The following is a 22,300-nucleotide window of genomic DNA, read 5'->3' as shown; positions in this document are numbered from 1 at the left end:
GTCGGCGGGGAGTGAACACCGGACAGGCCCTGGCGGATGGGGGGCGCCGTACGGCGCGGGGAGGCAGCAGCCCGGCGTCGTCCGACGGCCCTGACGCGATGGCTTTCGGGTCCCGCCTTTGTCATGTGCGGGGAGGCGACAGCCGACCACCTCATTGTTCAGGCTTTCCTGAATCCATGAATCTCTGTACTGTCAGGGCATGCTGAGCATCGCCTCCGACATCGACGCCCTGGCCCGTTTCGGCCGCGCGCTCGCCGACCCGATCCGCTGCCGCATCCTGCTCGCCCTGTGCGAGGCCCCCGCTCACCCGGCCGACCTGGCGGACAAGCTGGAGATCTCCCGCACGCGGCTGTCGAACCACCTCGCCTGTCTGCGCGACTGCGGCATCGTCGTCGCCGTCCCAGAAGGCCGGCGCATGCGCTACGAACTGTCCGACGCCCGACTCGGCCACGCCCTGGACGACCTGCGCGGCGCCGTCCTCGCCGTCGAGACCGACCGCACCTGCGCGGACGCCGACGAGAAGGGCTGCTGCTGATGGCGACCGCGACCCCGACATCACCCGGCCCCACGTCGGCCCGACACGCCCGGCTGGCCCGTCGCATACGCCTGCTGGTCGCTGCCACCATCGCCTACAACGTCGGCGAGGCAATCGTCGCCATCACCGCCGGCACCATGGCCTCCTCCACCGCCCTGGTCGGCTTCGGCCTGGACTCGGTCATCGAGGTGTCCTCCGCGGCCGCGGTGGCCTGGCAGTTCTCGGCGCGTGAGCACGCTGCCCGTGAGGCCCGAGAGAAGACCGCCCTGCGCGTCATCGCGCTCTCCTTCTTCGCCCTCGCCGCGTACGTCGCCGTCGACTCCGTGCGAGCGCTGACGGGTTCGGGCGAGGCCGAGCACTCCACTGCGGGCATCGTGCTGGCCGTCCTCTCCCTGGCGGTCATGCCCTTCCTGTCCGCCGCCCAGCGCCGCGCGGGCCGCGAACTCGGCTCCGCCTCCGCGGTCGCCGACTCCAAGCAGACCCTGCTGTGCACCTACCTCTCGGCGGTCCTCCTCGTCGGCCTGCTCGCCAACTCCCTGTTCGGCTGGAGCTGGGCCGACCCGATCGCCGCCCTGGTGATCGCCGCCGTCGCGATCAAGGAGGGGCGTGCGGCATGGCGCGGCGACAACTGCTGCGCAGCGCCCATCGCGACGGTGACGGACAAGGCGGCGAGCCAGCGCGGCTGCGGCTGCGCTCAGGGCTGCGCCTGCCGCGCCCCGGCCGAGGTGGCCGACGCCCGATGACCGGACGGCCTGGCACCGGAACGCCGCACCGGCGACTCGGGCTTCCCCGACCCGGACCTCCTCGTGAGGGGGGCGTCAGCAGCCGCCGGTCGAGGCCGGGGCGCCGGCGCCGATCTGCAGGGTGGCCGGGGCGGCGCAGCACCCACCGCTCTCGCTGTTCGGGGCGGCGTCGGGCTCGTCGAACAGGCCGGCGCCACCGCACACGCCGGTCTCCGGGAGGGTCAGCTCGACGCGCTCGGCGGCCTCGCGGTCTCCGGCGATGGCCGCGGTGATGGAGCGGACCTGCTCGTAGCCGGTCATGGCGAGGAACGTCGGCGCGCGGCCGTAGCTCTTCATGCCGACCAGGTAGACGCCCTGTTCGGGGTGGGAGAGCTCGTTGACGCCGTGCGGGTAGACCGTGCCGCAGGAGTGGACGTTGGGGTCGATGAGCGGGGCGAGTGCGGTCGGGGCCTGGAGGCGTTCGTCGAGGCCGAGGCGGATCTCGGAGAGGAAGGTCAGGTCCGGACGGAAACCGGTCAGGACGATGACTTCGTCGACCGGTTCGAGGCGGCGGCCGTCCTCGTCCACGAGGACGAGCCGGTCCCCGTCGCGCTCCACAGCCTGTGTACGGAATCCGGTCGCCGTGCCGGCGTGGCCGGCTTCGACGGCGGCCTTGGCGCGCAGACCCAGGGCGCCGCGGGCGGGCAGCTGGTCGGCCGCGCCGCCGCCGAAGGTGGAGCCGGTGACACCGCGGCGCAGGATCCACACCGCGTGGGTGCCCGGCGCGTCCTCGGCCAGGTCCGCGAGGGAGGCGAGGGCGGTGAAGGCGGAGGCACCGGAGCCGACCACGGCGGTGCGCTTGCCCGCGTACCGGGCACGTACGGCCGGGTCGCCCAGGTCGGGGACGCGGTAGGAGATGCGGCCGACGGCGGACCTCTCGCCGAGGGCGGGCAGGCCGTCGGCGCCCATCGGGCCGGGGGTGGACCAGGTACCGGAGGCGTCGATGACCGCGCGGGCGCTGATCCGTTCCTCGCGGCCGTCGGCCGACGCGAGGTGCACGGTGAAGGGCTGCTCGTCGCGTCCTGAGTCGACGATGCGGTCGCGTCCGGCGCGGGCGACACCGGCCACGGTCGCCCCGTAGCGGACCTTGCCGGCGAGGACGTCGGCGAGGGGCTGCAGGTACTGCTCGGCCCAGTCACCGCCGGTCGGGTACGCGGAGCCGTCGGGGCGGGTCCAGCCGGTCGGGGCGAGCAGCTTCTCGGCGGCCGGGTCGGTGATCTCCGACCAGGGGGAGAACAGCCGCACATGCGCCCAGTCGCGTACGGCGGTGCCGGCCGACGGTCCGGCTTCCAGGACCAGCGGTTCGATGCCGCGCTCGACGAGGTGGGCCGCGGCGGCCAGGCCGACCGGACCTGCCCCGATGACCACGACGGGCAGCTGGTCGGCGGCGGGCAGGCTGTTGATGGACACGGCCACGATATTCCCCTTTGCTTCGACATTCGTCGATGGCTTCCGTTGCCAGCATGACACCTGATTCGACGATCGTCAACATAGGTATCTATCGAACTAGTACTCTCCTGGATGTCGGCATGCAGCCGGTCACCCCCGCCCGGCCCAGCATGGTTCGACGTATGTCAACATAGATGCATGTCGAATACGAAGGTGCTGCCGCTGCTGGACGCCGAGGCCCCCGAGGCAGCGGCGCCGTGCTGCCCGCCGCTCACCGAACGTCCGTTCACGGCCGAGGAGGCCGAAACGGCCGCGCGGATGTTCAAGGCCCTGGGTGACCCGGTGCGGCTGCGGCTGTTCTCGGCGGTGGCCTCGCACGAGGGCGGCGAGGCGTGCGTGTGCGACATCTCCGATGTCGGGGTCTCCCAGCCCACGGTGAGCCACCACCTGAAGAAGCTGAAGGAGGCCGGGCTGCTGACCTCCGAGCGGCGCGGCACCTGGGTCTACTACCGCGTCGAGCCGTCCGTACTGGCCGCGATGGGCAAGCTGCTGACCATCGCGCCGGCCCCGGCCTGACCCGCCTCCGGAATCCCGGGCGAGGCCGTCAGTTCAACCGGCCGGCACCGAACTTCCGCCGCCAGGCCAGGGAGACGTACACCAGAGCCACCAGCACCGGGACCTCGATCAGCGGGCCGACCACGCCCGACAGTGCTTGGCCGGAGGTCACTCCGAAGGTGGCGATGGCGACCGCGATGGCCAGTTCGAAGTTGTTGCCCGCCGCGGTGAAGGCGAGCGTGGCGGTGCGGTCGTAGGCCAGGCCGATGACCTTGCCGAGGGCGAACGTGCCGAACCACATGACGGCGAAGTACACCAGCAGCGGAAGCGCGATACGGGCGACGTCCAGCGGCTGCGAGGTGATGGTCTTCCCCTGCAGGGCGAAGAGGATGACGATCGTGAAGAGCAGGCCGTACAGCGCCCACGGGCCGATCTTCGGCAGGAAGCGCGACTCGTACTTCTCGCGGCCCAGCTTCTGTTCGCCGATGCGGCGGGTGAGGAACCCGGCCAGCAGGGGGACGCCGAGGAAGACGACGACGTTCAGGGCGATCTTCCACATGGAGATGTCGAGGTGTTCGCCGTCGCCGAGGCCCAGCCGGCCGGGCAGCAGGTCGAGGTAGAACCAGCCGAGCAGGCCGAACGCCAGGACCTGGAAGACCGAGTTCAGGGCCACGAGTACGGCGGCGGCCTCGCGGTCGCCGCAGGCGAGATCGTTCCAGATGATGACCATGGCGATGCAGCGGGCGAGGCCGACGATGATCAGGCCGGTGCGGTACTCGGGCAGGTCCGGCAGGAAGATCCAGGCGAGCGCGAACATGACCGCCGGGCCGACGATCCAGTTGACGGCCAGCGACGAGGCCATGAGCCGCCGGTCGCCGGTGACGGCGTCGAGTTGGTCGTAGCGGACCTTGGCCAGCACCGGGTACATCATGATCAGCAGGCCGATGGCGATCGGCAGGGAGATGCCGCCGATCTCGACCTTCGCCAGGGCGTCGCCGAGGCCCGGGACGGCGCGGCCCAGGCCGAGGCCGACGGCCATGGCGAGCAGGATCCACACGGCGAGGAAACGGTCGAGCGTCGAGAGCTTCGCGACGACCGAGGGCTCCTCGGCGGTCGCGGACGCTTCGGTGCGGGTCACGGGCAGGCCCTCTTGTTGGCGGCGGCGTTGCGGGCGGACTCGGCCAGGTCGGCGAACCGGCCGGCGAGCTGGGCGATGACGTCCGGGCGCAGCCTGTAGTACGTGTACCGGCCGCACGGCTCCGTATCGACGACCCCGGCCTCGCGCAGCACCCTCAGGTGGTTGGAGAGGTTGGTCTGCCGGGCGCCGGTCTCCTCCACCAGGTGGGTGGTGCACAGCGTCTCTCTGGCCAGCAAGGTCACGATGTGAAGCCTGAGCGGATCGGCCAGAACCCGGATCAGATCAGTGTCGACTGACGTCAGCATGGGCTGATACTTTCACATCAGTCCAGACTGATACCAGCCGGGGCTGATGCCTCGCCCTCTTCGAAGGAAGAACCGATGCCCTCCAGCCCGCTCGCCTCCGTGCTGTTCGTCTGCGTCCACAACGCCGGGCGTTCGCAGATGGCTGCCGGATTCCTCTCCCACCTCGCGGGCGACCGGATCGAGGTCCGCTCCGCCGGCTCCGTCCCCGGCGACCGGGTCAACCCCTCCGCCGTCGAGGCGATGAAGGAGGTCGGCGTCGACATCGCCGGATCCGAGCCGAAGATCCTCACCACCGAGGCCGTCCAGGCGTCCGACTACGTCATCACCATGGGCTGCGGCGACGCCTGCCCCGTCTTCCCCGGTAAGAAGTACCTCGACTGGGCCCTGGAAGACCCGGCCGGCAAAGGCGTCGAGGCCGTCCGCCCCATCCGCGACGAGATCAGGACCCGCATCGAGGCCCTGATCGCCGAGATCGACGCCAGGCAGGAGACGGGAGCGGGACCTCGGTGACCGACACCGGCACACGCGAGGCCGACGTCGTCGGCAGGACTTCTCGCACCGGCTGTTCTGCGGGGTGGTGGCGGGGCTTCGGGCCCCGCCCTCGTCGTCGGTGGGTCAGTGGTCGGAGTAGCTGAAATCCCCCACGGTCCAGGCGCTGACATTCTCGATGGCGACGCGGTACATCCCACCCGTCTCCGGGATGCCCACCGCGCCCTGCAGGATGCGGGCGACGTGGAAGTGCAGATGTGTGGGCGGCCCGTCCCTCTTCACGGGGGAGTCGAAGACGGTGGAGAACTCTCCCAGTCGGGCCGAGTTCGTCAGCACCTCCGACACCCTCTGCCTCCACACGGATTCTGGAGCCAGCCGACCGGTGATGACAGCACCATCGGCGACCACGGTCAGGGACATCTGGTTGCTCTGCCCGGACTCCACAAGGGCAGCGATGTCAACGATCAGCTCGTCAGGCTTCGGCATGGGATCGGATTCTATGCACCGCCCGTCCGGGTGCCCCAGGCGGTGGCACCGAAGGAGACGGGACGGGCGCCCCCCGATGCCGTGGGCGGCCGCATCCCCAGAAGATATCTCACCGCCGAGCAGAGCAAAATCTACTCTTGCCGGAGTAGACATTCTCGGCTCGAGTGCTTATGGTCTTTCTTGTAGCCGAGATCGAGCGAGGCCCGGCAGACACGAACTGCCGGGCAGCAGTACCCGCATGACGGTGCGGTGGTGGAGTTTCGAAGCCAGGTGGTTGCACGACGGCGACGGGACTGACGACCGGACCGGGCGGCCCGCGCAATGAGGGGCTGCCACCAGCAGTACGCAGTTCCCCTTCGGCAAGTGATCGGTTCAGAGGGAAGAACGGAGGACTCGAGCGCCATCAGGATCGCCCGGGCGAAAGACATCAGCCCGGGTACCGCAGGACATCGATAGGCAGGTGGTCTCCGGTCACGCATCCGCGATCCCCGCACCCTCGCCGGAGTATCGGGCGACAGTGCGGAAACAGAAGGCCGGCGAGGTTCTAGGGCCGGCAGATGGTGTTGCAGTTCCTTCGGGGCCCCGGTGCCGTACGGCGCCGGGGCCCCTCGACGCGTACTCGTGCCATCGGCGAGACGCGACCGATCACACCGCGCCGGGCGGCCCCCGCCGCTCCTGCCGCCACCGGCTCCGAACAGCACCGCGCCTGCGGTTCTCCCCGGCCGTCGACGGCCGCCTGAGCGCCCGTGTGCCCGCGGATCGGGTTCCGGCCCAACGTCTCGGCTCCCCGATGCGGCTCTACTCCCCTCAGGGACTGATCGGCCTGCCGAGGAGCCGGCCTCCGGGAGGCGGCGGACGATGCCGGCCAGAATTCCGCATGGCCTGCCGGTGCACGGCGGCTCCCCCGGCGCCTCCTCACCCCACCTCGCGACCGCCTCCCCCCGGCCGCCCGCCGACCGTGAACCCGGTCACCGTCCCGCCCCCGTCCCGCCGGAACGCGAACGGCGCTCCCCCGTGTGCGAGGGCCACCTCGCGGACAATGGACAGGCCCAGGCCGGAACCCGGCAGGGAGCGGGCGTCGGCGGCCCGGTAGAAGCGGTCGAAGACCCGGGTGAGGTCGCTGTCGGTGATGCCCGGGCCGCGGTCGAGGACCTCGACCCGGATCGTGCCGGGCCGTGCGGGCCCCGAGACGACGATCTCGATGGGGGCCCGGCCGCCCTGGTCGAACTTCACCGCGTTCTCGACGAGGTTGGACAGCGCCCGGGTCAGCATCCCGGGCCGCCCGTCGGTCGTGGTGTCGCCGCTCGCGCGCAGCAGGATCTCCCGGCCGCTGCGGCGCCGGGCCACTCCCGCCACTTCCTCGGCGATGTCCGCCACGTCCACCCGCCGCGGCGGCTCGGTGTCGGACTGCCCGGCCGCGAGATCCACCAGCTCGTTGACCAGGTCGGTCAGCTCCCGGGCCTCCTGGCCCAGGTCGGCGACCAGTTCCTCGCGGGCCTCCGGCGGGAGTTCGCCGATCCGGCGCAGCAGGGAGATGTTCGTCCGCAGCGAGGTCAGCGGTGTGCGCAGCTCGTGGCCCGCGTCCTGGACCAGGCGGCGCTGGTCCTCCTCGGACTGTGCGAGCCGGCCCAGCATGCGGTCGAAGGCCCGGCCGAGGCGGCCCACCTCGTCATGACCGGCCACCGGCACCTGGATGCCCAGCCGGCGGGTGCGGGCGACGTCCTCGGCGGCGTCGGTCAGCACGACCAGGCGGCGCGTGATCCGCCGGGCCAGCCACCAGCCGAACAGCCCGGCGCCGAGCACCACGGCGGCCATCAGCAGCAGCGTCCGCTGCTGGAGTGCCCGCAGCAGGTCCTCGACGTCGCTGAACTCCTGCGCGACCTGCACCGCACCCCGGCCGCCGCCGAGGGAGACGGTGGCGACGCGGTAGACGTCGTCGCCCACGTCGACGTCCTTGTGCTGGGCCACCTCCCCGGACAGGCCGGCGGCCGCGATCCGCGTGTCGGCGCCGGTGACCGGCAGCCCCGGGCTGCCCCGGTCGACGACGTGCCCGTCCGGGCCGAGCACCTGCACATCCGTCCGGGCCGGGCGCACCAGGTCGTGGCCCGGTGCGGCGGACGAGAAGTCGCCGGGCGTCATGTGGTTCTGCCGCACCTCGTCGCGCAGGTCCTGCACGACCTCGTCGAACACCGTCTGCTGGTCCACCCGCACCAGCCGCGCGGCGGCGCTGTACGACAGGATGCCGACGAGGATCGTCACGGCCGCCGTCACCGCCGCGAACGACACCGCGAAGGTGGTGCGCAGCGAGACCAGCTTCGGCCGCCGCCCGGCCAGCAGCCCGCGCAGGCGGCCCACTCAGTCCTCCCGCAGCACGTAACCCACGCCCCGGACCGTGTGGATCAGCTGCGGTGCGTCCGGCTCGTCGAGCTTGCGGCGCAGATAGCCGACGTAGACGGCGAGGTTCTTCGAGCCGGGCCCGAAGTCGTAGCCCCAGATGCGGTCGTAGATCGTCGAGTGGTCGAGGACGATGCCGGCGTTGCGCACCAGCAGTTCCAGCAGCTCGAACTCGGTGCGGGTCAGCTCCAGCTCACGAGCGCCCCGCCAGGCCCGGCGCGCCTGCGGGTCCATGCGGATGCCGGCGGCCTCGACGAACCGCTCCGGGAGCGGCCTGGGCGCCTCGGCCGCCGGTGCGCTCCCGGTGCTCACCGGGCTGGTGCGGCGCAGCAGGGCGCGCAGCCGGGCGAAGACCTCCTCCACGTCGAACGGCTTCACCACGTAGTCGTCGGCGCCCGCGTCCAGGCCGGCGATGCGGTCGGCGGTCTCCACGAGGGCCGTCAGCATGAGCACCGGCGTGCGGTCGCCCTCGGCGCGCAGCACCCGGCACACCTGGAGCCCGTCGATGCCGGGCATCATCACGTCCAGGACGAGCACGTCCGGACGGTTGCGGTGGGCCTGCGCGAGTGCCTCGACACCGTCGGCGACCGCCATGACCCGGTAGCCCTCCAGGGTCAGGGCACGCTCCAGGGCGTTGCGGATGGCGCGGTCGTCTTCGGCGAGCAGCACGGTGTTGGGCACGCGTCCAGTGTGCCAAGCCGCCCGCCTGCCGGGACCGTCCGCGCTGCGCCGGAGCGTCCTTCTTACTGCCCTCTCACCAGGGGCCGGGCAACCCTGGAGGCGGGCCCTACCGTCCCCTCACCCTCGGTCCCGGGCGAGCCGGGCCGCGTGGGTCGGGGCGTCCGGCACGTCCGCCGGGCGGTCCACGGCGAACTCCTTGCGCAGCACCGGCACGACCTCCTCGCCCAGCAGGTCGATCTGCTCCAGCACGGTCTTCAGCGGCAGCCCGGCGTGGTCGACGAGGAACAGCTGGCGCTGGTAGTCGCCGGCGTACTCGCGGAAGGCCAGGGTCTTCTCGATGACCTGCTGCGGGGAGCCGACGGTCAGCGGCGTCTGCTCCGTGAAGTCCTCCAGCGAGGGCCCGTGCCCGTACACCGGTGCGACGTCGAAGTACGGCCGGAACTCCCGCACCGCGTCCTGCGCGTTCTTCCGCATGAACACATGCCCGCCGAGCCCGACGATCGCCTGCTCGGGCGTGCCGTGCCCGTAGTGGGCGTACCGCGTCCGGTACAGCTCGACCATGCGCTTGGTGTGGTCGGCCGGCCAGAAGATGTTGTTGTGGAAGAAGCCGTCGCCGTAGAACGCGGCCTGCTCGGCGATCTCCGGGGAGCGGATCGAGCCGTGCCAGACGAAGGGCGGCACGCCGTCCAGCGGGCGGGGCGTGGCCGTGAAGCCCTCCAGGGGCGTACGGAACTTCCCCTCCCAGTCGACGACGTCCTCGCGCCACAGGCGGTGCAGCAGGGCGTAGTTCTCGACGGCGAGGTTGATGCCCTGCCGGATGTCCTGCCCGAACCAGGGGTAGACCGGGCCGGTGTTCCCGCGCCCCAGCATCAGGTCCACCCGGCCGTCGGCCAGGTGCTGGAGCATCGCGAAGTCCTCGGCGATCTTCACCGGGTCGTTGGTGGTGATCAGGGTCGTGGCCGTGGAGAGGATCAGCCGCTCGGTGCGGGCCGCGATGTAGCCGAGCATCGTGGTGGGCGACGAGGGCACGAACGGCGGGTTGTGGTGCTCGCCGGTCGCGAAGACGTCGAGGCCCACCTCCTCGGCCTTCAGCGCGATGGCCACCATGGCCTTGATCCGCTCGCGCTCCGTGGGCGTCCGGCCGGTGGTGGGGTCGGGCGTGACGTCGCCGACGCTGAAGATCCCGAACTGCATGCTCGCTCACCCTCCAGGTTGTTTACTGTTCAACCATACCTGGACAACCGGGGCCCACAGGGGGCTATTCCCACTGCGGGTCCCTGCCGGTGCGCGCGAGCAGCCGCTCGAACGCCGACGCGTCCTCCCCCTCCGGCACCGGCTCCCCGAACACACCCATCTTCCTGGCCGTCGGCGCCAGCTCGTCCACCGCGCCGGCCAGCTCCGCCACGACAGCCTCGTCGGCACCCGGGAAATCCTGGCCCGTCGCCCGCGCCAGGTCCCACACATGCACCGTGAGATCGAGCAGCACCATCGCGCCGACCAGCCGCGCGGGCATGCTCATCCCCCCGGTCGTGCCCTCCTCGGCACCGGGCGCGGACCACGCCGCCACCAGCCGGTCCGCCTCCCGCGCGAACCGCTCACGCCACCCGGGGTCCTCGGCGACCACACCGACCGTCCCGCCGAAGTCCGACGCCTCCTTCGCCGCCAGCCGCTGGAACTGCACGACCACCTGGAAAAGGTGATCGACCAGCGCCCGCACGTCGTACTCGGCACAGGGCGTGGCAGCGGCGAGCGCCGCGTCCGGAATGCCCCGCACCACCGGCACCGCCCGCTCCCTCGCCAGATCCAGCAGCTCACCGATGCCGTAGGTCCTCACCGCGTTCGTCTCCATACCCCGACCGTAGACAGGCCCGAGGCCGCCCATCTTGAAGAAACGCGACGTACGATCCGGCCATGGAGGCACCCCGCCACGACACCCGCGGGATCGTCGACCCGTCCGGGCTGCTGGACCGCGTGCGATTCCGCCGCCACGAGCCCGCCGAGCCCCTGCGCCGGTACGTCGAGTGGTACTGGCTCATCGACTGGGACCTGCCCGCGCCCTACGCCTCCCACATCGTCCCGCACCCCTCCGTCAACCTCACCTTCCAGTGGGACGAGGACGAAGGCCCCCCGTACGCCGAGGTCACCGGCGTCGCACTGGGCCTGTACACCCGCAAGCTGACCGGACGGGGCCGCGTCTGCGGGGCGAAGTTCCGCCCCGGCGGCTTCCGGCCGTACACGCCCGAGGCGCCCGCCTCCCGCTGGACGGGCCGCGCGCTGCCCGCGCGGGAAGTGTTCGGGCAGATCACCGGCGACACGGCCCGCTCGGTCGTCACCGCCGCCGGCGACCGCGCCCGGGTGGCCGCCCTCGACGCCTTCCTGCTCTCCCTGCCCTGCGCCCCCGACCCGCAGGCCGACCTCGCGATCGAACTCGTCCGCCGCATCCGCGCCGACCGCACCGTGCGCCGCGTCGGTGACTTCGCCCACACCCAGGGCCTGTCGGTGCGGGCCCTGCAACGGCTGTTCAACGCCTACGTGGGAGTGAGCCCCAAATGGGTCGTCCTCCGCTACCGCATCCACGAGGCCCTGGAACAGGCCGGCACCCGCGACGACATCGACTGGGCCGCCCTCGCCGCCGACCTCGGCTACGCCGACCAGGCCCACCTGGTACGGGACTTCACCGCGACCGTGGGCGTACCCCCCACGGCGTACGCCGCGGAGACCCGGGCCGGACGCTGACCCTCCAGCCGGGCGCGACGTCCCGGCCCAGCGGCGCGAGCTCGTCGTGTCCGCCCCCGCCCCGGCCTCCTGGCGGCGGCGTCACGACGAGGACATGGGAAAGTGACCGCCATGTCCGTGCTCCGCTCCGCCGCCCTCTTCGTCCTCGCCGCCCTCCTCGAGATCGGCGGCGCCTGGCTCGTCTGGCAGGGCGTGCGCGAGCACAAGGGCTGGCTCTGGGCGGCCGGCGGCGTCCTCGCGCTCGGCGCCTACGGCTTCGTCGCGACGTTCCAGCCCGACGCCCACTTCGGCCGCGTCCTCGCCGCGTACGGCGGGATCTTCGTCGCCGGTTCGATCCTGTGGGGCGTGGTCGCGGACGGCTACCGCCCGGACCGCTGGGACATCACGGGCGCGCTGGTCTGCCTCGCGGGCATGGCCGTCATCATGTACGCCCCGCGGGGGAACTGACCGGGGCCCTCGGGTCTCAGAACGACTCGTCGGGCAGCAGCCCCAACTGCCCGAGGAAGTCCATCTCGTCGAAATACAGCCGGTAGTCGACGATCCGCCCCTCCCGCACGGTGGCGATGTCCACCCCGCGGATCCGGACCTCCTTCTGCGTCGGCGGCAGCGTCTCACCGTTGGGCAGCTCCAGCGGCCCGGTGTTCCGCCCGCGGTATACGCCCTCGTCGATGGCCGTGTCACCGGCCTCGTAGGAATGCAGCACCTCGAACGTCGCCTCGGGGACCGCCTCGGTCATCGACCGCCAGTACTCGACGATCGCGTCGCGCCCGCGCAGCTCACCCTCGTCGGGAGTGAAGGCGACCGCGTCCTCCGCGTAGAGCTCGCCCAGGACCTTCAGATCGGCGTGTGTGGTGACCGCGTCCGTGAGCCGGTCCATGACCTCACGTGCCTCGCCCATGATCCACCTCCGGGAGAACAGGGGACCACCCGGTCTCATTCTCCCACCGAAGGGCCCGCCTATCCTGGCCGCACGCCCGGCGCGTGCGCCGGCCCGCCACGCCCGAGGACCCGAGGAGCACCCCATGGCCACCGCAGCCCCGCCCGCAGCCTCCCGCATCGCCGTCGTCACGGGTGCGAGCAGCGGAATCGGCGCCGCCACGGCCCGGCAACTCGCCGCGGCGGGCTACCGCGTCGTCCTGACCGCGCGCCGCAAGGACCGCATCGAGGCCCTGGCCGAGGAGATCGGCCGGGCGGGCCACCAGGCCACGGCATACGCCCTCGACGTCACGGACCGCGCGGCGGTCGACGAGTTCGCCACGGCGTTCAAGACGATCGGCGTGCTGGTCAACAACGCGGGCGGCGCGCTCGGCGCCGACCCGGTCGCGACCGGCGACCCGGCCGACTGGCGCCAGATGTACGAGACGAACGTCATCGGCACCCTCAACCTCACCCAGGCCCTGCTGCCCCAGCTGATCGCGAGCGGCGACGGCACGGTCGTGGTCGTCTCCTCCACCGCCGGCCACGGCACCTACGAGGGCGGCGGAGGCTACGTCGCCGCCAAGCACGGCGCCCACGTCCTCGCCGAGACCCTGCGCCTGGAGATCGTCGGGCAGCCGGTCCGCGTCATCGAGATCGCCCCCGGCATGGTCAAGACCGACGAGTTCGCCCTGACCCGCTTCGGCGGCGACGAGGACAAGGCGGCCAAGGTCTACCAGGGCGTCGCCGAACCCCTCACGGCCGACGACGTCGCCGAGACGATCACGTGGGCGGTCACCCGCCCCGCCCACGTCAACGTCGACCTCCTGGTCCTGCGCCCCCGCGCCCAGGCGTCCAACACGAAGGTGCACCGGGAGGCGTAGAGCCGGCCCGTCAGCCCTTCACGCAGACGACCTGCTTGATCTGCGCCACGACCTCCACCAGGTCGCGCTGCTGGTCGATGACCTGCTCGATGGGCTTGTAGGCGCCGGGGATCTCGTCGACGACACCGGAGTCCTTGCGGCACTCCACCCCCTGGGTCTGCTGCTCCAGGTCCTTCGTGGTGAACCGGCGCTTGGCCGCGGTGCGGCTCATGCGCCGGCCCGCGCCGTGCGAGGCCGAGTTGAAGGACTTGGCGTTGCCGAGGCCCTTCACGATGTACGAACCCGTGCCCATGGAGCCGGGGATGATCCCGTACTCGCCGGAGCCGGCCCGGATCGCGCCCTTGCGGGTCACGAGCAGGTCCATCCCGTCGTAGCGCTCCTCGGCCACGTAGTTGTGGTGTGCGCTGATCTCCGGCTCGAAGGTGGGCTTGGCCTTCTTGAACTCCTTGCGGACCACGTCCTTCAGGAGCGCCATCATGATCGAGCGGTTGTGCTTCGCGTACTCCTGCGCCCAGAACAGGTCGTTGCGGTACGCCGCCATCTGCGGGGTGTCCGCGACGAACACCGCGAGGTCGCGGTCGACCAGGCCCTGGTTGTGCGGGAGCTTCTGAGCCACGCCGATGTGATGTTCGGCCAGTTCCTTGCCGATGTTCCGGGAACCGGAGTGCAGCATCAGCCAGACGGAACCGGTCGTGTCCGTGCAGACTTCGACGAAGTGGTTGCCGCCGCCGAGCGTTCCCATCTGCTTGGTGGCACGTTCCTGACGGAATTTGACCGCCTCCGCCACCCCGCCGAACCGCTTCCAGAAGTCGTCCCAGCCGGCGGTGGCCAGTCCGTGGAAACGCCCCGGATCCACGGGGTCGTCGTGCATCCCCCGCCCCACCGGAATCACCTGCTCGATCCTCGACCGCAGCCGGGACAGGTCGCCGGGCAGGTCGTTCGCCGTCAGGGACGTCTTCACCGCCGACATTCCGCAGCCGATGTCGACGCCCACCGCCGCCGGGCACACCGCACCCTGCATCGCGATGACCGAGCCGACCGTCGCACCCTTGCCGTAGTGCACGTCGGGCATGACCGCCAGGCCCTTGATCCACGGCAGCGTGGCGACGTTCTGGAGCTGCTGGAGCGCCGAGCCCTCGACCGAGGCCGGGTCGGCCCACATCCGGATCGGCACCTTCGCGCCCGGTATCTCTACATACGACATAACGTCCTCAATCCCCCATGAACGAACAGAAGTCTTCAACAGCAAATACCGGAGCCAAGGTCGACGAAAGGGAAATCGGACCGGCGTCCACGGCAGTGCGTGCGATACACATTGTGTTCATCGCCCGCCTCACGGCGGCAAGCCAATATCCGTCTCGAGAGGAGCCGCCACGTGCAACGGAAGGCGTGTGTACCCGGTATCGCAGCGCTCCTCGCGGCGGTACTGGCCGGCTGCACCGGCGGGTCGGGCGACGGGGGCTCGACGGACGACTCCAACCCGGACGGCACCGGCACGGCATCGCCCGCCGCCGAGCCCGGCCGCTACCGCACGCTCCCCGACCCGTGCGCCGAGGTCGGCGAGAGCACGCTCGACGAACTGCTCCCCGGCATCCGGCAGATCCGCGACGAGGAGCAGCGCGAGAAGGCCTACGAGGGCGAGCCGAAGACCACGTTCGACACCGACCGCAAGGTCGGCTGCCGCTGGAAGGTGGACTCCCCGGCGGCCACCGACCATCTGCTGATCGACTTCGAGCGGGTCGTGTCCTACGACAACGCCGTCAGCGACGACAATCAGGCCGAGCAGCTCTTCGCGGAGCAGGAGGCGTCGGCCCATCTGCCCGAGCCGACGGTCACCGGGGCGGCGGCCACCGGCAGTGCTCCGGCGAACGGTCCGTCCGCGTCCCCGAGCGGCTCGCCCACTGCGTCCGGCTCTTCCTCGCCCTCGGCGTCGGTGTCCGCTCCCCCGACCGAGCTGCAGCCCCGGGTGCTGGAGGACCTCGGCGACGAGGCCTTCCTCGACGACGGGCTGAGCAGTTCCGGTTCGACGGCCAAGCAGCGGACGGTGACTGTGGCGTTCCGCACGTCCAACGTCATCGTGACCATCGAGTACGCGGAGCAGCCGACGACTGTCGGCGCGGTCCCGGACAGCAAGGAAATGCAGGACAGGGCGCGGAAACTGGCCTCGCAGCTGGCGGATTCGCTGGGCGACTGAGGCCCCTTCACGGCCCCTTCACGCCTGCCCGCAAAGCGCGCGAAGGAAGAACACACCGTTGCCTCACCGCGTACCGTGACCACTCGGACCCGTTCCGACCGCAGGGAACCACGAGCGTCATGAGTGAAGGAACCATGCAGCGACGAGCACAGCGAGAAGAGCGAGACCAGCGAGCGAAGCGCCTCAACCGCCTCCTTGTCTGCGCGGCCGCCGTCCCCGTGATGCTGGTCGCCGCCGGCTGCTCCTCGGACTCCGGCTCCGGCGACAGCACGGACAAGGCCGAGAAGGCCGCGGCCTCCGCGAGCCCGTCTCCGACCGTGCAGGCGGCGGCGTACGGCAAGCTTCCGGAGCCGTGCAAGGCGGTCTCGAAGAAGACGCTGAAGGACCTCGCACCGAAGAGCAAGTCCGGCAAGGAGGGCAAGTCGGACGACATCTCGACGCGTGGCAGCTGTTCCTGGAACAGCCTCGACAACAATGGCGTGAAGGGTTCGCAGTTCCGCTGGCTGAACGTGTCGATGCTGCGCTTCGAGTCGGACGTCACCCGTGGCCCGGCCGACAAGCTGGCCCGGGAGTACTTCGACAAGCAGGTTCAGGAGGCCCAGGCCGTCGAGGGCGCCAAGAGCGTCAAGACGGAGCCGGTGGCCGGTACGGGCGACCAGGCGACGGCCGTGCGCTACGAGCTGAAGAAGAAGGAAGGCACCTTCAAGCAGCAGACGATCGTGGCGCGTGTCGAGAACGTCGTGGTCACGCTCGACTACAACGGCGCGGGCCTGGCCGGCGACAAGACGCCGAGCAGCGACGACATGCTGAAGGACGCGGAGAAGGCCGCCAAGGAGGCGGTCGCCGCCGTGTCCGAGGCGAACGGCAAGGGTGACGGCAAGGCGGGCGGCGCCCCGTCCGAGGCGGCGTCGAAGTCGCCGTCGAAGTCGTCTTCCGACTCGTCGTCCAAGTCGCCTTCCAAGGGGGCGTCGGACAAGCCCTCGAAGGGCGCCTCGGCCTCGCCGACCAAGAAGCCCGCGTCGCAGAGCTGAACCGTCCCAACCGGAACCGGCCACCCGTTCTCCGCACACATGTGCCACCCTGTTGCGCGCAACAACATGCAAGGGGAGGGGAGTACGGGTGGCCGCGCCAATGCAGCTGACTCGGATGCACCGCGTTCTCATCGGCGTGGTCGTGGCCGGTGCCGTGGTCATCGCCGGCATCGGCTTCGCCGGTTCGTACGCGGCGGTCCGCGAGTTGGCCCTCAAGAAGGGCTTCGGGAACTTCTCCTACGTCTTCCCGATCGGCATCGACGCGGGTATCTGCGTGCTGCTGGCCCTGGATCTGCTCCTCACCTGGATCAGGATCCCGTTCCCCCTCCTGCGTCAGACGGCCTGGCTGCTGACGGCGGCGACGATCGCCTTCAACGGCGCGGCCGCGTGGCCGGATCCGCTCGGCGTGGGCATGCACGCGGTGATCCCGATCCTGTTCGTGGTCTCGGTCGAGGCGGCCCGGCACGCGATCGGCCGTATCGCCGACATCACGGCCGACAAGCACATGGAGGGCGTCCGCCTCACCCGCTGGCTCCTCTCCCCGGTCCCCACCTTCCTCCTCTGGCGCCGTATGAAGCTGTGGGAGCTCCGCTCCTACGACCAGGTCATCAAGCTGGAGCAGGAGCGGCTGGTCTACCGGGCGCGGCTGCGGTCGCGGTTCGGGCGGACGTGGCGCAGGAAGGCTCCGGTGGAGTCCCTGATGCCGCTGCGGCTGGCGAAGTACGGGGTGCCGTTGGCGGAGACAGCTCCGGCGGGGCTGGCGGCGGCGGGCATCGAGCCCGCGCTGATCCCGCCGGCCCCCAGGCAGGCTCTGGACACGGCGGCCGCACCCGCCCAGGCCGCGGGCGGTCGTGCCGCCGGGGCGGCGCCCGTGCCGCAGCGGGCGGCCCCTTCCGGCGAGCAGCGTCCGGAGCTGGACAGTGCCCCCCTCGCCGAGTACGTGGAGGCGGAGCCCGAGCCCGAGCCCGAGCCCGACCAGAGTCCTTGGTTCAACACCCCTCGCGAGGTCGAGTACCAGGGCGGTTACGACCCGGCTTACGACCCTGACGGGTACGCCCGGTGGATCGCGGAACCCCAAGAGGCCGAGCGGTACCAGCTCCAGGACGACCGGGAGGCGTCCCCGGAGGACACCGGCAGTTTCCCCATTCCGGTGGGCCCGAACCGCACGCGTGAACTGGGCGACGGCGGCGGCCCGCCGGAGCCGACGGAGGAGGACTACTACCAGGTCTTCCGAGAGTCGACCAAGGGCGGGAACGGAGCGCCCACACCGCGCGGGTTCATCTCCGACGTCGAGGCGACGTACGGCGTCTCCCTGGACGAGGCCGAGGGGAAGCGCATGGTGAAGCGTTTCTCCAACCGTCTCAACGCAGAGCTGACGGACGAGCACATCGCCTGATCCGCACAAGGAAAGGGGCCCTCACCGGAGGGCCCCTTTCCTTTCACCGCGGCGAAGCCGCTTCCCTGCTGCTGCTCCTACGCCGCGAGCAGAGCCCGGACCCGGTCCTGTCCCACCGCCAGCAGCAGCGTGGGCAGCCGCGGCCCGGTGTCCCGGCCGACGAGCAGGTGGTACAGCAGCGCGAAGAAGGACCGCTGGGCGGTCTTGATCTCCGGCGGCAGCTCCTTCGGGGTGGCGTCGGCGGAGAATCCGGCCTGCACCTTCGGCACGCCGTAGACGAGGTGCGTCAGACCGTCCAGCGACCAGTGGTCGGCCAGCCCGTCGAGCAGCAGCCGCAGCGACTCGCGGCCCGGCTCGTCGAGCGACTTCAGCAGTTCGGCGTCGGGCTCGTCCCGCACGATCGTCCGCTGGTCGGCGGGGACGTGCGTGTTGATCCAGGCCTCGGCCTTGTCGTACCGCGGCCGCGCCTCGTCGAGCGAGGTCAGCGGCTGATCCGGGTCCAGCTCGCTGAGGATGCGCAGCGCCTGGTCCTCGTGCCCGGCGGTGATGTCCGCGACGGACGCCAGTGTCCGGTACGGCAGCGGCCGGGGCGTGCGCGGCAGCTCACCGGCGGCCGTGCCCACCGCACGCGCGTGCGCGGCCACGTCGGCCGGCAGGGCGCTGCCGTCGGCGACCTTGGCGTCCAGCCGGTCCCACTCGTCGTAGAGCCGCTGGATCTCCTGGTCGAAGGCGACCTTGAAGGACTGGTTGGGCCTGCGGCGGGCGTAGAGCCAGCGCAGCAGCTGCGGCTCCATGATCTGCAGGGCGTCGGCCGGGGTGGGCACGCCGCCCTTCGAGGAGGACATCTTCGCCATGCCGGAGATGCCGACGAAGGCGTACATCGGCCCGATGGGCTGCTTGCCGCCGAAGATGCCGACGATCTGGCCGCCGACCTGGAAGGAGGACCCCGGCGAGGAGTGGTCGACACCGGACGGCTCGAAGACGACCCCCTCGTAGGCCCAGCGCATCGGCCAGTCGACCTTCCAGACCAGCTTGCCGCGGTTGAACTCGCTGAGCCGGACCGTCTCCGAGAAGCCGCACGCGGTGCAGGCGTACGTCAGCTCGGTGGAGTCGTCGTCGTAGGACGTGACGGTGGTGAGGTCCTTCTCGCAGTTGCCGCAGTACGGCTTGTACGGGAAGTACCCGGCGGTGCCGGAGCTGCCGTCGTCCTCACCGGCCGCGCCGGAGCCCTCGGCGGCCACCAGCTCGGCCTCGTCGACCGGCTTCTGTCCCTGCTGCTTCTTGGCCGGGGCCTTCTTCGTGCGGTACTGGTCGAGGATCGCGTCGATGTCACCGCGGTGCTTGATGGCGTGCAGGATCTGCTCGCGGTACACGCCGGAGGTGTACTGCTCGGTCTGGCTGATCCCGTCGAACTCCACGCCCAGCTCGGCCAGCGACTCGATCATCGCGGCCTTGAAGTGCTCGGCCCAGTTCGGGTACGAGGAGCCCTTCGGCGCCGGGACGGACGTCAGCGGCTTGCCGATGTGCTCCTCCCAGGCCTTCTTGTCGACACCGGCGATGCCCTCGGGCACCTTCCGGTACCGGTCGTAGTCGTCCCACGAGATCAGGTGCCGCACCTGGTGTCCCCGGCGGCGGATCTCGTCGGCGACGAGGTGCGGGGTCATGACCTCGCGCAGGTTCCCGAGGTGGATGGGGCCGGACGGTGAGAGTCCGGACGCGACGACGACGGGTTTGCCCGGGGCCCGACGCTCCGACTCCTCGATGACCTCATCCGCGAAACGGGAGACCCAGTCGGTGGTCTCGGTGCTCTGAGCCACGATCGGCACGTCCTTCTTTCTGCATCGGGCAGCCGGTACGGTCGCACGGCTGACCGCACCATTGTCCCAGACCCCCTCGCGCCCGGAAAAACGGCTTTCCCCCCATGGGATACTGGCCGTGTCTATCGATTCCCTCGAGGAGAACGGCACCCTTACCTATGGCCTCGGTCACGTCCCTCAGCGACTCCGTCCACCAGCGCCTCGCGGCGGCCCTGTCGGCGGCTCTGCCGCAGGCCGGTTCCGCGGACCCGCTGCTGCGACGAAGCGACCGGGCCGACTTCCAGGCCAACGGGATCCTGGCCCTCGCCAAGAAGGAGAAGGCCAACCCGCGGGAGCTGGCCGCGCAGGTCGTCTCCGGGGTCGAGTCGGGTGAGCTGATCAAGGACGTCGAGGTCTCCGGGCCGGGCTTCCTCAACGTCACCCTCACCGACCGCGCGATCACCCAGAACCTCGCCGCGCGCTACGCGGACGACACCGGCCGCCTCGGCGTCCCGCACGCGCAGCAGCCGGGCACCACGGTCATCGACTACGCCCAGCCGAACGTGGCGAAGGAGATGCACGTCGGCCACCTGCGCTCCGCGGTGATCGGCGACGCGATGGTGCAACTGCTGGAGTTCACCGGCGAGAACGTGGTCCGGCGTCACCACATCGGCGACTGGGGCACCCAGTTCGGCATGCTCATCCAGTACCTGGAGGAGCACCCGCACGAGCTGGACCACGGCGACGGCGAGAACCTCCAGGCCTCCGGCGAGCAGGCGATGTCGAACCTGGACCGCCTCTACAAGGCCGCCCGCAAGTTCTTCGACTCCGACGAGGAGTTCAAGACCCGGGCCCGGCGCCGGGTGGTGGACCTCCAGGCGGGCGACCCGCAGACCCTCGCCACGTGGCAGAAGTTCGTCGACGAGTCGAAGATCTACTTCTTCTCCGTCTTCGAGAAGCTCGACATGGACATCCGCGACGAGGACATCGTCGGCGAGTCGGGTTACAACGACATGCTCGCCGAGACCTGCCGCCTCCTGGAGGAGTCGGGCGTCGCGGTCCGCTCCGAGGGAGCCCTCTGCGTCTTCTTCGACGACATCAAGGGCCCGGACGGCAACCCGGTCCCGCTGATCGTGCAGAAGTCGGACGGCGGCTACGGCTACGCGGCGACCGACCTGTCGGCGATCCGCGACCGTGTCTTCGCCATCAAGGCGAACACGCTCCTGTACGTGGTGGACGCCCGCCAGTCGCTGCACTTCAAGATGGTCTTCGAGACGGCCCGCCGCGCCGGCTGGCTGAACGACGACGTCGAGGCGGTGCAGCTCGCCTTCGGCACGGTCCTCGGCAAGGACGGCAAGCCGTTCAAGACCCGTGAGGGCGAGACGGTCCGTCTGGTCGACCTCCTCGACGAGGCGATCGACCGTGCCTCGGCGGTCGTCCGCGAGAAGGCCCAGGACCTCTCCGAGGCGGAGATCGCCGAGCGGGGCACCCAGGTGGGCGTCGGCGCGGTGAAGTACGCCGACCTGTCGACGTCGGCGAACCGCGACTACAAGTTCGACCTGGACCAGATGGTCTCGCTGAACGGTGACACCTCCGTCTACCTCCAGTACGCCTACGCCCGTATCCAGTCGATCCTGCGCAAGGCCGGGGCCTCCCGCCCCGCCGCGCACCCCGAGCTGGAGCTGCACGAGGCGGAGCGCGCGCTGGGCCTGCACGCGGACTCGTTCGCGGCGACGGTCGCGGAGGCGGCGGCGGAGTACGCCCCGCACAAGCTGGCGGCGTACCTGTACCAGCTGGCGTCGCTGTACACGACGTTCTACGACAAGTGCCCCGTGCTGAAGGCCGAGACGCAGGAGCAGATCGAGAACCGTCTGTTCTTCTGCGACATCACGGCCCGCACGCTGCACCAGGGCATGAGCCTGCTGGGCATCCGCACTCCTGAGCGACTCTGAGCCCGGGTTTCTCCGGCAACGCCCGAGGGCGGCACTCCCCCGAGTGCCGCCCTCGGGCGTTGCGGTCCGCCGCCCCGTGCGGGGTGAAGGCCGCGGGTGCTTCGACGCCGGTGTCTGATGCCGCGCCGGATCAGCGCTGGGCGGTGGTGCTCGCGCCGTCCAGGGCCTCCCGGATGATGTCCGCGTGCCCGGCGTGCTGGGCGGTCTCCCTGATCAGATGCAGCAGGATCCGGCGCACGGACCAGTACTCGGGCTCCGGCGGCGACCAGGGCGTCCTCGGCAGCGGCACGCTGACGTCCAGGTCCACCAGCGCGGCCACCGCCTCTTCGGTGGCCCGCGCGGCCCGTGCGTAACGCTCCAGCAGCGCGGGCAGGGTGTCGCCCCCGGCCATGCGGTACTGCCCCATGTCGAGCATGCCGTCGGGCAGTTCGCCGTCGCCCTTGACCATGATCTGCGTCCACACCTCTTCTCCCTGGGCCAGGTGCTTCACGATTCCGCCGAGGGTCAGCTCACTCACGGTCGTGGACCGCGTGGCCTGCGCGTCGGTGAGTCCGCGCACGGTGATCAGGAGCAACTCGCGCTGCTCGGCGAACGCCGCCAGCAGGTCCGTCTTCTCCGAGGAAGTGGTCATGTCCGCACGGT

The 22,300-nt window shown here is 70.8% G+C and carries 23 protein-coding genes; 11 read left to right on the top strand and 12 right to left on the bottom strand.

What is annotated here, in order from left to right; genetic code table 11:
- Positions 1-199: 199 nt before the first annotated feature.
- Entirely contained in the window at positions 200-535 is a 336-nt protein-coding gene (locus tag IO24_RS0129730) for an ArsR/SmtB family transcription factor (RefSeq protein ID WP_031140944.1), read from the top strand.
- The gene (locus tag IO24_RS0129725; RefSeq protein WP_031140942.1) at positions 535-1,278 is read left to right on the top strand and encodes a cation efflux transmembrane domain-containing protein; all 744 of its coding nucleotides are present in this window, start codon (positions 535-537) and stop codon (positions 1,276-1,278) included. Before IO24_RS0129730 ends, IO24_RS0129725 begins: the two co-directional genes overlap by 1 nt.
- Positions 1,279-1,353: 75 nt before the next feature.
- Here IO24_RS0129725 and IO24_RS0129720 read toward each other — a convergent pair whose 3' ends face one another.
- Complete coding sequence (locus IO24_RS0129720; protein WP_420823241.1) at positions 1,354-2,727, bottom strand: FAD-dependent oxidoreductase; 1,374 nt, start codon at positions 2,725-2,727, stop codon at positions 1,354-1,356.
- A 177-nt stretch (positions 2,728-2,904) separates the two neighbouring features.
- Between IO24_RS0129720 and IO24_RS0129715 the strand changes: the two genes are divergently transcribed.
- Complete coding sequence (locus IO24_RS0129715) at positions 2,905-3,282, top strand: ArsR/SmtB family transcription factor (RefSeq protein ID WP_031140939.1); 378 nt, start codon at positions 2,905-2,907, stop codon at positions 3,280-3,282.
- Between the two features lie 28 nt (positions 3,283-3,310).
- Here the strand turns inward: IO24_RS0129715 and arsB are convergent, their stop codons facing one another.
- Positions 3,311-4,399: an ACR3 family arsenite efflux transporter gene (arsB, locus tag IO24_RS0129710; RefSeq protein ID WP_031140937.1), complete on the bottom strand. Its 1,089-nt coding sequence runs from the start codon at positions 4,397-4,399 to the stop codon at positions 3,311-3,313.
- The gene (locus tag IO24_RS0129705) at positions 4,396-4,704 is read right to left on the bottom strand and encodes an ArsR/SmtB family transcription factor (protein WP_031140935.1); all 309 of its coding nucleotides are present in this window, start codon (positions 4,702-4,704) and stop codon (positions 4,396-4,398) included. Before IO24_RS0129705 ends, arsB begins: the two co-directional genes overlap by 4 nt.
- A gap of 75 nt (positions 4,705-4,779) precedes the next feature.
- On the opposite strand from IO24_RS0129705, the gene IO24_RS0129700 reads away from it, so the two are divergent.
- Positions 4,780-5,214, top strand: coding sequence for an arsenate reductase ArsC (locus IO24_RS0129700; RefSeq protein WP_031140933.1), 435 nt, complete (start codon positions 4,780-4,782; stop codon positions 5,212-5,214).
- Between the two features lie 105 nt (positions 5,215-5,319).
- Here IO24_RS0129700 and IO24_RS0129695 read toward each other — a convergent pair whose 3' ends face one another.
- The 5 genes from IO24_RS0129695 to IO24_RS0129675 form a co-directional block, all read right to left on the bottom strand.
- Entirely contained in the window at positions 5,320-5,679 is a 360-nt protein-coding gene (locus IO24_RS0129695; protein WP_031140931.1) for a hypothetical protein, read from the bottom strand.
- Between the two features lie 915 nt (positions 5,680-6,594).
- The gene (locus IO24_RS0129690; RefSeq protein WP_031140928.1) at positions 6,595-8,034 is read right to left on the bottom strand and encodes a sensor histidine kinase; all 1,440 of its coding nucleotides are present in this window, start codon (positions 8,032-8,034) and stop codon (positions 6,595-6,597) included.
- Positions 8,035-8,754 carry a response regulator transcription factor gene (locus IO24_RS0129685; RefSeq protein WP_031140925.1) on the bottom strand — a complete coding sequence of 240 codons (720 nt, stop codon included), beginning with the start codon at positions 8,752-8,754 and terminating at the stop codon, positions 8,035-8,037. It abuts the gene before it with no gap.
- 117 nt (positions 8,755-8,871) lie between these two features.
- Positions 8,872-9,948 carry an LLM class flavin-dependent oxidoreductase gene (locus IO24_RS0129680; RefSeq protein WP_031140921.1) on the bottom strand — a complete coding sequence of 359 codons (1,077 nt, stop codon included), beginning with the start codon at positions 9,946-9,948 and terminating at the stop codon, positions 8,872-8,874.
- Positions 9,949-10,012: 64 nt separating this feature from the next.
- Positions 10,013-10,603, bottom strand: a complete 591-nt coding sequence (locus IO24_RS0129675; protein ID WP_031140918.1) for a TIGR03086 family metal-binding protein — start codon at positions 10,601-10,603, stop codon at positions 10,013-10,015.
- A gap of 62 nt (positions 10,604-10,665) precedes the next feature.
- Here IO24_RS0129675 and IO24_RS0129670 point away from each other — a divergent pair, with 62 nt between their 5' ends.
- A complete protein-coding gene (locus IO24_RS0129670) occupies positions 10,666-11,490 on the top strand; it encodes a helix-turn-helix domain-containing protein (RefSeq protein ID WP_031140915.1) in 825 nt (274 codons plus the stop codon).
- Positions 11,491-11,601: 111 nt separating this feature from the next.
- Positions 11,602-11,937 carry a YnfA family protein gene (locus IO24_RS0129665; RefSeq protein WP_031140913.1) on the top strand — a complete coding sequence of 112 codons (336 nt, stop codon included), beginning with the start codon at positions 11,602-11,604 and terminating at the stop codon, positions 11,935-11,937.
- 16 nt (positions 11,938-11,953) lie between these two features.
- On the opposite strand, the gene IO24_RS0129660 is transcribed toward IO24_RS0129665, so the two are convergent.
- Positions 11,954-12,388 (bottom strand): ester cyclase, encoded by a 435-nt coding sequence (locus IO24_RS0129660; RefSeq protein ID WP_031140911.1) that lies wholly within the window; start codon positions 12,386-12,388, stop codon positions 11,954-11,956.
- A gap of 124 nt (positions 12,389-12,512) precedes the next feature.
- Here IO24_RS0129660 and IO24_RS0129655 point away from each other — a divergent pair, with 124 nt between their 5' ends.
- Entirely contained in the window at positions 12,513-13,289 is a 777-nt protein-coding gene (locus IO24_RS0129655; RefSeq protein WP_031140908.1) for an SDR family NAD(P)-dependent oxidoreductase, read from the top strand.
- Between the two features lie 10 nt (positions 13,290-13,299).
- On the opposite strand, the gene IO24_RS0129650 is transcribed toward IO24_RS0129655, so the two are convergent.
- Entirely contained in the window at positions 13,300-14,493 is a 1,194-nt protein-coding gene (locus IO24_RS0129650) for an RtcB family protein (protein ID WP_031140907.1), read from the bottom strand.
- Positions 14,494-14,664: 171 nt separating this feature from the next.
- Between IO24_RS0129650 and IO24_RS0129645 the strand changes: the two genes are divergently transcribed.
- The 3 genes from IO24_RS0129645 to IO24_RS0129635 all read left to right on the top strand — a co-directional run bounded on the left by IO24_RS0129645 (position 14,665) and on the right by IO24_RS0129635 (position 17,910).
- Positions 14,665-15,483, top strand: a complete 819-nt coding sequence (locus tag IO24_RS0129645) for a hypothetical protein (protein ID WP_031140905.1) — start codon at positions 14,665-14,667, stop codon at positions 15,481-15,483.
- Positions 15,484-15,602: 119 nt separating this feature from the next.
- On the top strand, positions 15,603-16,514 hold the full coding sequence (locus IO24_RS0129640) for a DUF3558 family protein (RefSeq protein WP_031140902.1): 912 nt from the start codon (positions 15,603-15,605) through the stop codon (positions 16,512-16,514).
- Between the two features lie 115 nt (positions 16,515-16,629).
- Positions 16,630-17,910, top strand: a complete 1,281-nt coding sequence (locus IO24_RS0129635) for a DUF2637 domain-containing protein (RefSeq protein WP_031140901.1) — start codon at positions 16,630-16,632, stop codon at positions 17,908-17,910.
- 77 nt (positions 17,911-17,987) lie between these two features.
- On the opposite strand, the gene lysS is transcribed toward IO24_RS0129635, so the two are convergent.
- A complete protein-coding gene (lysS, locus tag IO24_RS0129630) occupies positions 17,988-19,736 on the bottom strand; it encodes a lysine--tRNA ligase (RefSeq protein WP_031140899.1) in 1,749 nt (582 codons plus the stop codon).
- Between the two features lie 149 nt (positions 19,737-19,885).
- Here lysS and argS point away from each other — a divergent pair, with 149 nt between their 5' ends.
- A complete protein-coding gene (argS, locus tag IO24_RS0129625; protein ID WP_031140897.1) occupies positions 19,886-21,658 on the top strand; it encodes an arginine--tRNA ligase in 1,773 nt (590 codons plus the stop codon).
- A gap of 130 nt (positions 21,659-21,788) precedes the next feature.
- On the opposite strand, the gene IO24_RS0129620 is transcribed toward argS, so the two are convergent.
- Positions 21,789-22,289 carry a DinB family protein gene (locus IO24_RS0129620; protein WP_031140895.1) on the bottom strand — a complete coding sequence of 167 codons (501 nt, stop codon included), beginning with the start codon at positions 22,287-22,289 and terminating at the stop codon, positions 21,789-21,791.
- Positions 22,290-22,300: the final 11 nt, after the last annotated feature.

It is taken from the genome of Streptomyces flavovariabilis (genome assembly GCF_000725785.1).
GTDB classification, from domain to species: domain Bacteria; phylum Actinomycetota; class Actinomycetes; order Streptomycetales; family Streptomycetaceae; genus Streptomyces; species Streptomyces hawaiiensis.
This window is presented reverse-complemented; position numbering and strand designations above follow the sequence as displayed.